This window comes from Cytobacillus firmus (assembly GCF_023657595.1).
Taxonomy (GTDB): domain Bacteria; phylum Bacillota; class Bacilli; order Bacillales; family Cytobacillaceae; genus Cytobacillus; species Cytobacillus firmus_B.
This window is the reverse complement of record NZ_CP098323.1, coordinates 4,516,584-4,532,090: the sequence shown is the minus strand read 5'-3', so window position 1 is coordinate 4,532,090 and position 15,507 is coordinate 4,516,584. Positions and strand designations below refer to the sequence as shown.

General features: G+C 40.4%; 12 protein-coding genes. 11 read left to right on the top strand and 1 reads right to left on the bottom strand.

The genetic code is table 11. The features are described from left to right. The first annotated feature begins 127 nt into the window (after positions 1-127). From NAF01_RS22795 to manA, 4 genes are all read left to right on the top strand, one after another. Complete coding sequence (locus NAF01_RS22795; RefSeq protein ID WP_250801225.1) at positions 128-2,053, top strand: BglG family transcription antiterminator; 1,926 nt, start codon at positions 128-130, stop codon at positions 2,051-2,053. A 167-nt stretch (positions 2,054-2,220) separates the two neighbouring features. Beyond that, the gene (locus NAF01_RS22790; protein ID WP_250801224.1) at positions 2,221-4,161 is read left to right on the top strand and encodes a PTS fructose transporter subunit IIABC; all 1,941 of its coding nucleotides are present in this window, start codon (positions 2,221-2,223) and stop codon (positions 4,159-4,161) included. 185 nt (positions 4,162-4,346) lie between these two features. Then, the gene (locus NAF01_RS22785; RefSeq protein WP_250801223.1) at positions 4,347-5,213 is read left to right on the top strand and encodes an ROK family protein; all 867 of its coding nucleotides are present in this window, start codon (positions 4,347-4,349) and stop codon (positions 5,211-5,213) included. A 15-nt stretch (positions 5,214-5,228) separates the two neighbouring features. Beyond that, positions 5,229-6,173, top strand: a complete 945-nt coding sequence (manA, locus tag NAF01_RS22780) for a mannose-6-phosphate isomerase, class I (RefSeq protein ID WP_250802522.1) — start codon at positions 5,229-5,231, stop codon at positions 6,171-6,173. Positions 6,174-6,505: 332 nt separating this feature from the next. Here manA and NAF01_RS22775 read toward each other — a convergent pair whose 3' ends face one another. Beyond that, positions 6,506-7,045: an NUDIX hydrolase gene (locus NAF01_RS22775; RefSeq protein ID WP_250801222.1), complete on the bottom strand. Its 540-nt coding sequence runs from the start codon at positions 7,043-7,045 to the stop codon at positions 6,506-6,508. A gap of 606 nt (positions 7,046-7,651) precedes the next feature. On the opposite strand from NAF01_RS22775, the gene NAF01_RS22770 reads away from it, so the two are divergent. The 7 genes from NAF01_RS22770 to NAF01_RS22740 all read left to right on the top strand — a co-directional run bounded on the left by NAF01_RS22770 (position 7,652) and on the right by NAF01_RS22740 (position 15,464). Next, positions 7,652-9,487, top strand: coding sequence for a sensor histidine kinase (locus tag NAF01_RS22770; protein WP_250801221.1), 1,836 nt, complete (start codon positions 7,652-7,654; stop codon positions 9,485-9,487). Then, on the top strand, positions 9,465-10,169 hold the full coding sequence (locus NAF01_RS22765; RefSeq protein ID WP_250801220.1) for a response regulator transcription factor: 705 nt from the start codon (positions 9,465-9,467) through the stop codon (positions 10,167-10,169). The genes NAF01_RS22770 and NAF01_RS22765 overlap by 23 nt, the downstream gene beginning before the upstream one ends. Positions 10,170-10,270: 101 nt before the next feature. After that, complete coding sequence (locus NAF01_RS22760) at positions 10,271-11,554, top strand: ABC transporter substrate-binding protein (protein WP_250801219.1); 1,284 nt, start codon at positions 10,271-10,273, stop codon at positions 11,552-11,554. Between the two features lie 66 nt (positions 11,555-11,620). After that, on the top strand, positions 11,621-12,313 hold the full coding sequence (locus tag NAF01_RS22755; protein WP_250801218.1) for a hypothetical protein: 693 nt from the start codon (positions 11,621-11,623) through the stop codon (positions 12,311-12,313). Between the two features lie 11 nt (positions 12,314-12,324). Next, positions 12,325-13,260, top strand: coding sequence for a carbohydrate ABC transporter permease (locus NAF01_RS22750; protein WP_250801217.1), 936 nt, complete (start codon positions 12,325-12,327; stop codon positions 13,258-13,260). After that, positions 13,250-14,086 carry a carbohydrate ABC transporter permease gene (locus tag NAF01_RS22745; protein ID WP_250801216.1) on the top strand — a complete coding sequence of 279 codons (837 nt, stop codon included), beginning with the start codon at positions 13,250-13,252 and terminating at the stop codon, positions 14,084-14,086. The genes NAF01_RS22750 and NAF01_RS22745 overlap by 11 nt, the downstream gene beginning before the upstream one ends. A gap of 34 nt (positions 14,087-14,120) precedes the next feature. Beyond that, the gene (locus NAF01_RS22740) at positions 14,121-15,464 is read left to right on the top strand and encodes an FAD-dependent oxidoreductase (RefSeq protein ID WP_250801215.1); all 1,344 of its coding nucleotides are present in this window, start codon (positions 14,121-14,123) and stop codon (positions 15,462-15,464) included. Positions 15,465-15,507 lie beyond the last annotated feature (43 nt).

Sequence of the window (15,507 nt, the reverse complement as noted above, 5' to 3'; positions counted from 1 at the left end):
CACAATCAGAAGTCTGCTCTTGTAAAAGGGTAGGCTTTTTCCTCTTTATGCTGCGCTCTCCCCATTTGATTAGACTCACAAATAAAGATAAACTTTACCTATATCAACTTTATTAGCAGGTGCAAGAATGAATAATAGACAAAGGGAACTACTTAGAATATTGCTCCTTCATGAGGAAGGGGCAGTGCAGATAAAGGATTTGTCTGATGAACTGGATTGTTCGGAGAAAACGGTCCGGAATGATCTGGATCGAATGGAGGAATTTTTACAGGATTCAAGGGCCGGTCTTTTGCGCAAACCTGGTATTGGAATCTCAATTGAAATAGATGAAGCAGAACGCACGGAAATTTTGCGCAGCCTGTTTTCAAATGAACAGAAAACTGCAGAAGAGCGGCTGTTTGAGATGGCCTTTCAGCTGTTGACCAGTACAAAGGCCATTACACTTCAATATTGGGCGGACCGTTACTATGTGCCGAAACCTACGATAAAAAAAGATATCGATACAATCACCTATTGGCTTCAGCGTTTTGACCTTGAGATTGTATCAAAGCAGCGGATCGGCAGCCTAATTGAAGGGCCGGAGTTAAAGAAACGGAATGCCATGGCACATTTGTCTGAGTTAATCCCTTCTCTTACAAATGAAAAAAATATGGTTCTGGATCTATTCTTTTCTTATGAAATTGCAGTTGTGAAGGAAGCGCTTAATTCCCTGCAGGAAAAGTACAGCATTGGCTTTACCGATGAAGCTTTGGATAGCTTGCTTGTTCATGCTTTGATTATGGTCAAACGGATAAGGCAAAAGTCGCCTGTTTTTGTACAAGATTCTGAAAGGGAAACGGCTTTGAACCGAAAAGAATATCAATATGCCAGCTGGTTCTTTAATCAGTTGGAAGAGGCATTCGGGCTAAGGTTTCCTGAGGCGGAGAGAATCTATTTTACGTGGCACCTTATCAGCGGAAAGCGGGTAGAAGAATCAGAGCAGGCTTTGCAATATGTTCAAGAATCTAAGGAGGTTGTCCTCCAGCTTGTTCGGAAGATGGGAAAACTGACATTGTTTCCATTTGAAGAAGATCCTATTTTACAAAATGGGCTTACTGTCCATATGCATTCTGTCATTAGCCGCATTAAATATGGTTTTCCTATCACAAACCCTCTTCTTGCGAATATAAAAAAGATGTATCCCTATATGTTCAGCATGGTAATCTTGGCAATTGAGGAAATGAAAGATAGTGTCGGATTCGACATCCCCGAAGACGAAGCTGCTTATATTGTTCTGCACTTTCAAGCCTCTATTGAACGTCTGGAAGGGAAAAGAAAAGTGGAGAAAAAGAAGGCGCTGATTGTCTGCCATATGGGCATTGGCATGTCACATTTGCTCGAAGCCAAAATTCAACAGCAATATCAGGACATTGAGATTGTTGCTTGCATTGGCAAAGCGGAGATTACGGATGCCTTGAAGGAGCATCAAGCTGATTTCATTATTTCAACAGTCAATCTAGAAAAAGCAGACATGGAATATATACAAATTTCACCTCTTTTCGGGCAAGAAGATAAGAATAATTTAAGTCGCTTTGTGGATAAGCTTAAGATGAAAAGAGGGGTACAGCAGGAGCAAAGTATTTTTTCTTCATTCATAGCTCCAGAACTGGTATTTTTTGAGATTAAAAAAGAACATAGATATCAAGTTGTTGAAATGCTGGCAATGGCTCTTTACGATAAAGGCTATGTAAAAAAAGAATTTATCCATAGTGCAGTCAATCGTGAACGGAATTCAGCTACCGCAATTGGCGGGGGCATTGCCATTCCTCATGGAGATCCTGCCATGATCCATAAGACCGTTTTAGCGATAGCGATCATGAAGGAGCCAATCGAATGGGGGAATGAACAAGTTTCCCTTGTCTTCATGCTCGCCATTTCAAAGGAAAACCAGGGAGAAATCCGAAATATTATTGGCAGGATTGCCGCTCTTAGTGAATCACCGCTTATTGTTCATGAGTTGATTGCAGCAGATAATGATAAAGAATTTTTAAGAGTGCTGGAAGAAATGCAGTAAGACTAATAAGAATTAGGGCAGTGGAATGACAGTTCCACTGCTCTTTTTAATGAAAAATTCCTTTTTACCGTAAGTTCCGGTAAAAATAAAAAAAATATAAGGACATGTTTGGATTTATTATATAGGTAAGCGATTACATTAGATTTTGACAACCAGGAGGTTAGGTTATGGCTAAAATATTAGCGGTTACCGCATGTCCAGTAGGTATTGCTCATACGTATATGGCTGCAGAGAATTTGCAAAAAGCCGGCGAAGCGCTGGGTGTGGATATAAAGGTTGAAACACAGGGCTCGATTGGTGTGGAAAACGCTCTAAGTGAACAAGACATTGCTGAAGCAGACGGAATTATTATTGCGGCTGACAAAGAGGTTCCAAAAGAGCGCTTCGCAGGTAAAAGAGTGATTGTAACCGGTGTTCAGGATGGGATCAGAAAACCAGAGGAGCTAATTAAGAAAATCCAAAATGGCGATGCTCCTGTATATAAACCGGAATTAGCGTCTAAAGAAGGGCCTGCTAAAGGTAAACAAAAAGAAAACCCTATATACAAGCACTTAATGAGCGGTGTTTCTTATATGGTGCCGTTCATCGTGGTAGGAGGGCTTTTGATTGCACTTGCCTTAACACTAGGTGGGGAGCAGACACCTGGAGGAATTGTTATACCTGAAGATTCGATCTGGAAGCAGGTAGAAAGCCTGGGCGGAACGGCCTTCATGTTCATGGTTCCAATTCTCGCGGGCTTTATTGCGGTGAGTATTGCAGACCGCCCCGGTCTTGTCCCAGGGATGATTGGCGGGTATATTGCAGCAAACGGCAGCTTTTATGGAAGTGAAGCAGGTGCAGGATTCATCGGCGGGATCATTGCCGGTTTCCTGGCTGGATATGTGGCTCTTGCTATTAAAAAGGTGAAAGTGCCAAAAGCGGTACTGCCTGTTATGCCGATTATTTTTATTCCGATTCTTGCATCAGTCATTGTTGGTTTATTATTCATTTATGTAATTGGTGCTCCTGTAGCCCAGGTGTTTGAATCCTTAACAGGATGGCTTGCAGGCATGCAAGGCGGAAGCTCGATTGTATTGGCTTTGATCCTTGGTGCTATGATAGCTGTTGATATGGGCGGCCCATTCAACAAGGTAGCTTTCCTATTTGGTTCAGCGATGATTGCAGAAGGAAATTATGAAATTATGGGCCCGATTGCGGTAGCCATTTGTATTCCGCCAATTGGACTTGGACTGGCAACCTTTATTAACAAACGCAAATTCCGTCCAACGGAGAGGGAAGCAGGGAAAGCTTCTTTTACAATGGGGCTATTCGGGATTACAGAAGGTGCAATTCCTTTCGCTGCGCAGGATCCTCTGCGTGTGATTCCAAGTATTGTTGTCGGTTCAATGGCTGGTTCAGTTATCGCTATGATTTCAAATGTAGGCAACCGTGTTGCACATGGCGGGCCGATTGTGGCTGTATTGGGTGCAGTTGATAATGTATTGATGTTCTTTGTGGCAGCTATTGTTGGTGCTGTGGTAACAGCAATTATGGTAACAGCTCTGAAAAAAGATGTGGAAGAAGCAATAGTGCCTGCGGGTGCTGAAAAAACAGTCTTAGATGAAAGTGAAGGACATGCTGTAATAGAAGAAAGTCCTGCCGATGTTGAGATCAAGAAATTAACAGACATAACAAATACAAAGCTAATCGAGCCTAACTTAGCAGGAACAACTCGGGATGAAGTAATAGATGAATTAATTGGGCACTTTGATAATAGTGGGATATTGAGTTCAAAGTCAGAATTCAAACAGGCAATTCTAAATCGTGAAGCTCAGAGCTCAACGGGCCTCGGAATGAATATTGCGATTCCTCATGGAAAATCAAATGCTGTTAAGCGGCCTGCTGTTGCCTTTGGCATCAAACGTGATGGCGTTGATTGGAAAAGCCTTGATGGTTCAGATGCAAAGCTGATTTTTATGATTGCCGTGCCAGAGAAAGCGGCAGGGGATGCTCATTTGAAAATTCTCCAGATGCTTTCCCGTAAACTAATGGACGAAAATTTCAGGGCGCAGCTGCTAAAGGCTGCTTCAAAAGAAGAAGCTTATAAGCTCTTGGAAAATATTCAATAATTATAAATAAAGGCTAGATAAACAAGATAAACATGCTGCATGCCTCCATTTAAATAGATGAAGTTTTAAAAACGAGCTGCCTGACTTTAAGATTCTCTCCTTTTAAATTTACTGTAGGGAGGGAAAAAGGCAGCTCATTTTTATATAATATATACAAATGTCTCAAATTTGGGGGAATTGGATAAATGCTAGGTGCAATAGAAGCAGGCGGCACAAAATTTGTTTGTGCCGTCGGGGATGAAAAAGGCAAAATTATAGACTCCATTAAGATTCCTACTACCGTTCCGGAAGAAACCATGTCAATGGTTATTGAGTTTTTTAAACAATATGATATAGAATCAATAGGTATTGGGTCATTTGGTCCCATTGATGTAAATCATGAGAGTGAAACCTACGGTTATATTACTTCCACACCTAAGCTTGCTTGGAGAAACTATCCTTTTGTTCAGGCGCTTGAGGGGGCATTTGGTGTTCCTGTCGGATTTAATACAGATGTAAATGCTGCGGCGTTAGGTGAAGCGACCCTTGGTGCAGCAAAAGGATTGGATAGCTGCTTATATATAACGGTAGGAACGGGTATCGGAGCAGGGGCTGTGGTTAATGGTAAATTGCTGCAAGGGCTATCTCATCCCGAAATGGGCCATATCATTGTTCGCCGTCATCCTGAAGATACCTATAATGGAAAATGTCCTTACCATGCCGATTGCCTCGAGGGTCTTGCATCTGGCCCGGCGATTGAAGAACGCTGGGGTAAAAAAGGGGTCAGCTTAATAAAACGCAATGAAGTCTGGGATTTGGAAGGATATTATATTGCCCAGGCGCTGATGCAATATATTTTAATCATATCGCCGAAAAAGATTATACTGGGCGGGGGAGTCATGAACCAAACGCAAGTATTTACTTCTATTTATAAATACTTGCCTGAACTGCTAAAAGATTATGTCACCATGCCGGAGTTATCCAGCTACATTGTCAGTCCGGGATTGGGAGACCGTGCAGGCATTACGGGATCACTATTGCTTGCAAATCAAGCTTTAACGGAAAAAGAATAAAAATTGGAGGAAGAAATTGTGCAGCCATTATTTTTAAAACCGGTATTTAAAGAAAGAATTTGGGGAGGAACAGCCTTAAAGGAATTCGGCTACCATCTTCCAAGCGATAAAACGGGTGAGTGCTGGGCTATTTCTGCTCATCCAAATGGACCATCTGAAGTTGAAAATGGTCCATTTGCAGGTAAAACCTTAGATAAGCTTTGGGAAGAGAACCCTGAGCTTTTTGGAAATCCGCAAGGAGAGGTATTTCCTCTTTTAACGAAGATCCTGGATGCCAATATGGATCTGTCAGTCCAGGTACATCCCGATGACGCCTATGCAATGGCTAACGAAAATGGAGAGCTGGGAAAGACGGAATGCTGGTATATCATCGACTGTAAAGAAGATGCAGACATGATTTTCGGCCATAACGCCAAAACAAAAGAAGAATTGGTTGAGCAAATAGAAGAAGGCAATTGGAATGAACTGCTTCGCCGAGTGAAAATCAAGCCGGGTGACTTTTTCTATGTGCCAAGCGGAACTATCCATGCCTTGTGTGAAGGAACACTAGTGTTAGAAACACAGCAAAGCTCCGATACTACTTATCGCGTCTATGACTATGACCGAAGAGATGACCAGGGGAACTTGCGTGATCTTCACTTGGACAAGGCGATCGATGTTACGACTGTACCACATCAGGATTCCAAAAGCGTTCCTAAGATTGAAAAGAAGGGGGATGCTGAAATTACTGCGTTTGTACAATCTGAATTCTTCTCTGTTTATAAATGGGATGTTAAAGGGTCAGCCACATTTAATTACGAAGAAAAATACCTGCTTTTGAGTGTGATTAAAGGAGAAGGTTCTCTCATTCATAATGGTGAAAATTATTCATTTAGTAAAGGCAGCCATGTCGTTTTACCGGTTGGACTGGGAGAATTTGAAATAAGCGGTGAATGTGAAATTATTGTTTCGCATCCATAATACGTCCTGTCCGATAATGTAGTTTGATTTTAGAAAAACCTTGCTGATTTGGAGCAAGGTTTTTTTCTATGGCGAGGAGAAAGTAATAATATTTCTCGTACGGGATATTAGGGAATTTGACTGTCCATACTGTGCCTGTTAAATACCGTAAATATTGACGAATAAACATTTTATTTCCCGAAAAATAATAGAGATTATCGAAGGTTGTAAAAAGCAGAGAAGCTAAAGAATTTATAAAATCCTATGAGCTATTAGGTTGGGTGAAAAATCCTTTCTTAAAGCAGCCGAGTGGCTACTTTGCAGAAAGGGATAGATACATCTCCAAGCTTTATCTAAATTTCAAATGAATCCTTTTTCACTAAATATCTTAATAAGGCTGCCATGCCAGCACCATGCTGAAATTCTCCTTTATTAATTATATGATATAACTCATTTATTTCGAGTGTATATAAATCGATTTGCTCACTTGGCTCCAGTCTTTGCTCTGTTTTCTTAAGGCCGGTAGAGGCAAAAAGGTAGATTTCTTCTGAGGTTGAACCCGGAGATGGATAAAAGCTTCCTAACGGAATCCATTCCTGTGCCTGATAACCTGTTTCCTCCTCTAACTCTTTTTTTGCCGTCAAAAGAGGGTCTTCCTTTTCGTGGTCAATCATTCCTGCAGGCAATTCCCATTGCCATTGTTTTATTGCATGACGATATTGACGAATACAAACAATCTTTCCATCATCTGTTATCGGCAAAATACAAACACCTTGGGAAAAGTTAATATAGGAGAAATCGAATTCTGTATCATTTGGCAAGGTAACCGATTCTTTTATTATTTCAAATCGGGATACTTTTTCTTTCTTGATTTGATTAGTTTTCCACTCCAATGATATCAGCCTCACTTTTCTTAAATGATAACCCTAAAGAACTGCTATGATGAAAATCTATTAAATTTCTGGAATGATGTTCTATTCTCTTTTCTTACTTACTGTTTCGTGACTATGAAGATGTCTGGAACTGCTGCTTTCGAGATGGAAAATACCGGTGCTTTTTATTTTTACCTTACTTTAGTTCCACCAAATTAAGATTTAAAAGGATCTTTGTTGTCGAACGTTTTTATTAAATGACATTATTATGTCCCTATTATGACACCCTTTTTAGCGAGTGTCATTTATACTTTATGCAAGTCTCTGGTCGAGCACCTAAAGAGAATCCTAATTAGGGGTGTGCTATGTATAAAGAAGAAAGCTTTGTTCATGGTTTGCTATGGGGTACTTGTATAGGGGTAATATGCTGGATTTCTTTTTTTGGCTGGATAAAGCTTATTTTGACAGGATGATAATAAGGAACAGTTTCATTCAAGGGCAGAATTTTTCTGTCCTTTTTTATTTAAGGCTAAGGTAAAGGGGGCATTTAAAATGAAAGAAGGATTTATTAAAGAAAAGAAGAACATCTCCCTATAGAGCAAAAGTTCCAGACAAAGGAGAATCTTCATGAATCTAAAAACAATTAGAAAATCCTATAAAGCAAAGCTGCTCTCTCTTCCTTATCGCATTAAGCTCATTCTGGTTTTCTCCCTCCTAATCTTACTAACCGCCTCAATCCTTGGCAGTATCACCTACTATCAATTTGGTGGAGCAAGCCAAAGGAACGCTGAAGAATACTCGATACAGCTTGCTGATCAAATCAATCGGAATCTGGACCGTTATATTAAAGAAATGCAGATCATCTCTTTATCCCCTTTATATGATCAAGAAGTAATAAATATATTAAAGAATCACCAGATTTCAGGGGTGGGAGCCCCCTTTCCGCCAGCGAATGAGAGAGTGAAAATCTGGCGATATATTTCGAGTTTTGTCCATATGAGAAATGAAATTCGAGGTATACACATCCTGGCCAATGATGGGAATATATTCAGCAATCTGGATTCAAATACCATTATGCTCCAAGTATTTGAACAAAATAACGAGTGGCTTCAAAGAATAATAAAAGCAGATGGTGAACATGTGATTCTCCCGCTTCATCATCCGAACTATTACTTAAATAAGGATACAGCTGTCTTTTCGGTGGCTAGATTAATAAGGGATCCGTCCGATCAAACTCCGCTAGGTATTATTAAAATAGATTTGAAGCAAGAGCTGATCCAAGATATGGTTAAGAATACAAAGACAAAAAGCCAAATTTTTATTGTAAACAATCAAAAGGAAATCATTTATCCAAACAGTGAGGAAAATGATATTTATCCAAACATTTTGCCAGAAATGGAAAATATAAAAGTTAATAATTATACCAATATCCCAATTGAAGGTGTAGATTATATGATGGTTTATAATCAATCCGAATACTCGGGACTTAATATTGTCATGCTCACACCCAAATCTGAAATTTTTAGCGAAGTGAACTATCTTCGGAAAGTACTTTTCGTTGTGGTTATGGCCGGTATTTTAATAGCGTTCATATTAGGTTTTATTTTATCAAAGCCTCTAGTTGGTTCCATTCATAGACTTAGTGAGGCGATGGAGGGAGTGAAAAAGGGGAATTTCTCCCAGCGGGTAATGGTTCAATCAAATGACGAAATTGGTGATCTTGGAAAAGGATTCAATCTTATGGTTAGTGAAATCGATCGTTTGGTTACCGAAGTCTATCGAACGAGCCTGAGAGAGAAGGATGCGGAGCTGAGAGCCCTGCAAAGCCAGATGAATCCTCATTTCCTCTATAACACATTGGAGTCCATTAATATGCTGGCGATTACCAGAGGGAATTTTGAAGTATCGGATATGGTCTCTTCATTAGGCAAGCTGCTCCGGTATACGGTGGACAACAAAGCGAAAATTGTCAGATTAGAGGAAGAGACGGCATTCGTTGGCTCTTATATCACAATTCAAAAAGTAAGGATAGGAGAGAAGCTGCATTATATAGAGGACATTCCAGATTCCTTAAAGGATTCAGTCATACCCAAGCTAATCCTTCAGCCCATTATTGAAAATGCGATTGTCCACGGATTGCGCAATACTGGCGGGAAGATAAAAATACAGGCTTTTAAAATAGGGGAACAATTGAAAATAATCATTTCGGATAATGGAGTGGGAATGGAATTGGAGAAATTAAAAGAATTAAAACAAATTATTAGAGCTCAAAAACCAAGCCATTCTAATGAACAGCATCATGGTGTGGCATTGCCAAATATACATGAACGGATTCAGTTGCTGTATGGAAGTGATTTCGGCTTGGATATCCAAAGTGAAGAACATAAAGGGTTTTCTGTCTCTGTTTCTTTACCGCTATATAGGGAGGAGGAAAAATTGTATGAAAAACGTATTAGTGGTTGAAGACGAATCAATTATTAGACAAGGGCTGAAGGTATTGTTAGAGGCCATAAGTGGAGAGCTTCGAGTATGGGAAGCGAACAGCGGTGAGGAAGGCATGATGCGGGTTCGTCAACAGATCCCGCATTTAATAATTACGGATATACGTATGGGAGGAATGGATGGTTTAGCATTTATTTCAAAGGTAAGGCAAGTCTCTGAAGATGTACCCGTTATTATCCTGAGCGGGCACAGTGATTTTGAATATGCAAGAGCTGCTCTTAAATATGGTGTTAATGATTACTTGCTTAAACCAGTTAATCGGGTTGAGCTTTCTAATGTAATCACCAATATTTTTAAAGATAAAGAGGAAGAATCATATACAGATGTTTCCGGACAGTTTCAGAAAATCTTGCATTACGTTCACGATCATATTGGGCAGGAAGTAACACTTAAACACATTGCTGATCATATGTTTCTCCATCCCCAATACATAGGGCAATTATTTAAGTCTGAGCTGAATCAGACCTTTACAGACTATTTAACGGGTGCACGTTTAAAGAGAGCGAAAAATCTGCTGAAGAACACAAACCTAAAGGTATATGAGGTAGCTCAGCTCTCAGGTTATAAGAGCCCAAAGCATTTTATGTCACTTTTTAAACAGGAAGTAGGCTTAACACCTAAAGAATACAGGAAGTTATCTTAAGATTCGATCAACTATTAAAATAGTACTTTTTCTTTGATTGAAGGGATATTTTGAACCGGATTTTCCTTCTACAATTAGAGTCAAAGGAGAGGGGGAAAAAAATGAAAAAGCTTGGTGTAATTTTTTTAATTTTATTAATGACAACGTTTACATTCGCCTGCAGCAACAAAGCAGAACCATCCAGCTCAGATGGAGATTCGAAAAAGAATGATGAACAAGTTGAACTTACCTTTATGATATGGGGAAACGAAGCGCATCAGGAGATGTATAATAAACTGCTTGAAAAATTCTATGAGACACATCCTAATATCAAGGTAAATTTAGAAAGTGTTCCATTTCCGGATTATCAGCAAAAAATAACCGTTTTAGCAGCTGGCAGAGAATTGCCTGATATCGGCTGGGCAGCTGAACGAATGGTTCCTCAATTTATGGAAAATGGCATTTTAGAAGATGTATCTTCGTTTAAAGATGATGCGGAATATAATATGGATGACTTCTTCCCATCTACTTTAGAACTGTTTGAAAAAGAGGGAAAGTTATATGGACTCCCGTTTTCTACACCTCCCATGGTTCTTTTCTATAACGAGGACCTGTTTATAAACGCAGGGGAAAAGACACCAAATGAACATGTGGAAGCTGGAACATGGACCTGGGAGCAATTTGAAAAATCCGCAAAGGCAATCTCTGCAAGCGGCACATATGGCGCTAATTTCTTCCGTGACTGGAACACTTGGATTGCATTGCTTTCACACACTTGGAGCAACGGAGGAAGCCTATTTAATGAAGAAACAACTGAGTTTACGTGGAACAGCCCACAAGGGGTTGAGACACTGGAAATGCTCGATCGCATGATGTTTAAAGACAAGTCTCATCCGAAAGCTGGTGAACAAGTAAGCTTTGAATCCGGCAAAATTGGAATGTTCTTTGATGTATACAGCTATGTATCACGTGCCCGTGAGGTGAAAGATTTTAAATGGGATATCGCACCGCTTCCGGAAGGTCCTGAGGGAAGATTCCCAATGCTGGGCCAGGCTGGTTACACGATGTTTGCAGGATCTAAGCATCCTGAAGAAGCAAAGGAACTCCTAAAGTTTCTAACGAGCCAAGAGGGAATTACTGCCTCATCTACTTTCTTTGTACCGCCGCGAGAGTCTGTCCTAAGTTCTGATGAGTTTGTAAATCAGCCGAACAACCCGCCGGTTGAAAGTATTCAGCGTGCAGTTATTGATGAGATGGATAATGCAAGACTGCAGGAAGGCCATATGGAATGGCAAAAAATTGATAACGCAATCCAATTCGGATTCGATGAACTGTTTGGACAGTTAAAGAAACCAGAAGAAATTCTGAATGGAATGGATGAAAAAATTGATCCGATTTTGAAATAAAACTGTTTAGCAAGCGGTTAATCCTCATTAGGTTTAACCGCTTGCCTATTCATGGGAGTTGAGGGAATGAATTCTTCTTTAAGCAAGTGCCTGAGTGAGAAAAAAGTTACACTAATTGTAAGCTTGCCTGAGAACAATCTCAAATTGGCACTAGCTGCATTAAGTGAAGGTGCAGATGCTGTAAAAATGCATGTGAATGTGAAACATCGTGCATCAGGCAATGAGTTCAATGCAGCAGAATCCTATATCGATGTCTTCCGGCATATTCGGTCAAAATATACTGGTCCCCTGGGGATAGTGCCAGGTGGTTCTTATGAAGAAATCAAACAAAGTGAAATGAATCTGCTTTCCCAGATAGGTTTCGATTATTTTTCAATTTATGCTCACCACATGCCTAGCTGGATGTTAAAGCTTTCTAATATGGAAAAAACTTTTGCCATATCGTCTGATTATGATATTGAGAAAATGGGTCAGTTAAGGTCTCTGGATATAACAGCGCTTGAAGCATCTATTGTGCCTGGTGAGGAATATGGGTCTCCCCTTACTTTTAAAGACATTCTTGCTTATAAATTTTTAGCAGAGAAGGTGGATGTACCAGTTCTTATCTCATCGCAGCGAAAACTGGTGCCAGATGATATTTCTCTTCTTTCTCAAGCTGGTGTTAAAGGGATTATGTTAGGCGCGGTTGTAACTGGACATACAGCAGAAAGCATTAAGAGTTCAGTTGCTGATTTTAGGAATGCCATTGACAATATTTAGGAGGGTGCAGAATGGAAGCAAACTTAAAAACTCCGGCGCATCTCTCTTTGGAAAAGAAAAGGCGCAGGAAAAAGTTTATAGGGAGTGAAGCCTTTTACGGCTATTTGTTTGTGAGTCCGATGGTGTTAGGTTTTTTAATTGTGATGCTGGGACCGCTGCTTTACTCCTTTTATATGAGTCTCACAGACTGGCAGCTGCTTGGTGATCCAAACTTTATTGGATTGGAAAATTACCGCCGTTTAACTGCAGATCCTGAATTTGGGGCTGTATTGAAGAACACGCTCATTTTTTCAGTCGGACTGGTGCCAGTCAATATTATTATGGCCCTTATGCTGGCTTTGCTGCTGCACCGAAACCTGCCTGGAATGGGAATCTTCCGGACGGCCATCTTTATTCCTGTCATGACATCGATTGTTGTGTGGTCCATTATCTGGAAGTATATGTTCGCAACGGATGAAGGATTTATTAATCAAATTCTGCAGGTGTTCAGCATTGAGGGTCCAGCATGGCTTTATGATCCGAAGCTTGCCATGGCGGCAGTTATTGTAGTCAGTGCCATGAAAAATGTCGGTTTGAATATGGTACTTTTCCTTGCCGCTTTACAGCAAGTGCCCCGTACACTTTATGAAGCCTCTTTTTTGGATGGTGCCAACAAAAGCAAACAGTTCTGGTATGTCACGCTGCCAATGATAACACCAACTGTATTTTTAACACTCATCTTAACGGTGATCGGATCCATGAAGGTGTTTGGGCAAATTTATGTCATGACCGGAGGAGGGCCTGGGAATCATACAAAGGTTCTTGTTTATTATATTTGGGAAACAGCCTTTAAGCTATTTGATTTCGGCTACGCTTCGGCCATTGCGATTATTCTATTTTTAATCATTTTAGTTTTCACCATAGCCCAGTGGGTGTTAAGAAAGAGGTGGGTTTTCCATGAACAATAGAAAAAAGAAGAGTTTTGGAACAAAGGTTATATTTTATGGAGTATTGACCCTTGTATCTCTAATTATGATCGTGCCATTTTTATGGATGATAAATACATCATTTAAAGACTCGACCAAGATTTTTACTTTCCAGTGGATACCCGATCCCTTCCGCTGGCAGAACTATTTGGATGTACTGGAGAAAACACCGTTTCACCTATTTTATTTTAATAGTATTTATATTGCTATATTGGTCACGATTGGCACCATTTTCTTTGGGTCATTAGCTGGCTATGCGTTTGCGAAGTTATCCTTTCGCGGCAGTTCGATTCTGTTTCTTTGCTTATTAAGCACTATGATGATCCCTGTCGAGGTCATTACTATCCCGTTATTTCTATTAATGAGAGATTTGGGATTGGTGAATACTCATATCCCCCTAATAGGGATACCAATTTTGGGGCCAGCGGGAGTATTTGGGGTATTTGTCATGAGGCAATTCTTCCTCCTTGTACCTAAAGAGCTCGAAGAAGCTGCAAAGCTGGATGGGTGCTCCTATTTCCGAATCTATTGGAGCATCATGCTTCCTCTTGCCAAACCAGCGATTGCTACATTGACCATATTTACTTTCTTAACAAGCTGGAATGAATTCTATGAACCATTGATTTATATTAATTCGAAAGAACTCATGACGCTTCCGTTAGCATTAGCCTTATTTACAGATGAAGTGGGAACAAAGTGGGAACTGTTGATGAGTGCCTCAGTTATGGCAACAGTTCCGTTATTAATTGTCTTCTTCTTTGCTCAAAAGCAGTTTATTGAAGGTGTGAGTATGACAGGAGGAAAATAATAGACTGGTAGATTGTTGAAAGGACGTGATCGTTTTGAAAAATGAGTTGGAATTTGATGTAGTCGTTGCAGGAGGGGGACCTGCAGGAATTAATGCAGCTATTGCGGCCGGGAGAGGAGGAGCCAGGACACTTCTTATTGAGAGGTATGGATTTTTAGGAGGCATGTCTACTGTTGCGCTTGTCTATCCATGGATGACCTTTCATACGGAAACTGGACGTCAGGTCATTAAAGGGATTGCTCAAGAGATTGTAGAGAGGCTTATAGCTATTGATGGATCTCCCGGCCATTTGCGGGACACAGTGGGCTTTACCAATACAGTCACTCCATATCATCCTGAAAAATATAAGCTTCTTGCACTTGAAATGCTTGAAGAAGCTGGAGTGGAAGTTCTTGTTCATAGCTTTGCAGATTCAGTTGAAGTGGATGGAGGAACCATTAAAAACATTCGATTGGTAACCAAATCGGGTCCAATACGAGTTAAGGCCAAACAATTTATAGATTCAACTGGAGATGCTGACATTGCATTTCTATCAGGTGCTCCCTGCTTAAAAGGGAGAGAAAATGATCAAAAAACCCAGCCCCTCACAATGAAATTTCGAATGAGGGGCGTGGATGTTTCGAAAGTAAAGGAAGCCATGAAAAGGAATCCTGAAAATTTTTATAAGAAGACGCCTATTAATGAATTAGATGAACTTCCTCTTACGGGCGTACAAGGCTTCTATAAAGAATGGAACGCTTCAGGAGTTCCTATTAATCGTGATCAAGTGCTATTTTTTATTGGGCCTGAAGAAGATGAGGTCCTGGTTAACTGTACAAGGGTCCAAGGGCTTGATGGCACGGACGTATTTGACTTAACAAAGGGTGAAAGAGAAGGAAGAAAACAGGTCATGATGATGGCAGAATTTCTGCAGACAACCATTCCTGGTTTTGAAAAATCCTCCATTTCGGCGGTTGGTTCCCAGATTGGCATACGGGAGACAAGGAGAATTTCTGGCGAGTATTCTTTAACAATTGAAGATGTGATTACTGGCAAAAAATATGACGATACGATTGCCTTAAGCGGCTATCCAATTGACATCCATGACCCGACCGGAAAAGGTGTGCAGGCGAATGACATTGAAGGGGATGGAAGCTACGGAATTCCTTATAGATGTCTTATTCCTAAAGGGATTGACAATTTGCTCGTAGCAGGAAGATGTATTTCTACCACACATGAAGCACTTGCTACGACTCGTCTAACACCAAGCTGTATGGCAACAGGCCAGGCAGCAGGTACGGCAGCAGCCCTATCACTGGCTGAAGGAATCGCTCCAAGAAATCTTGATGCCATCATGCTGCGTAAGAAATTATTAGAGGGTGGGGCAGTTTTACAATAATATCTAAAAGGCATCTTACTTTACATCCTGAATCTACTTTATG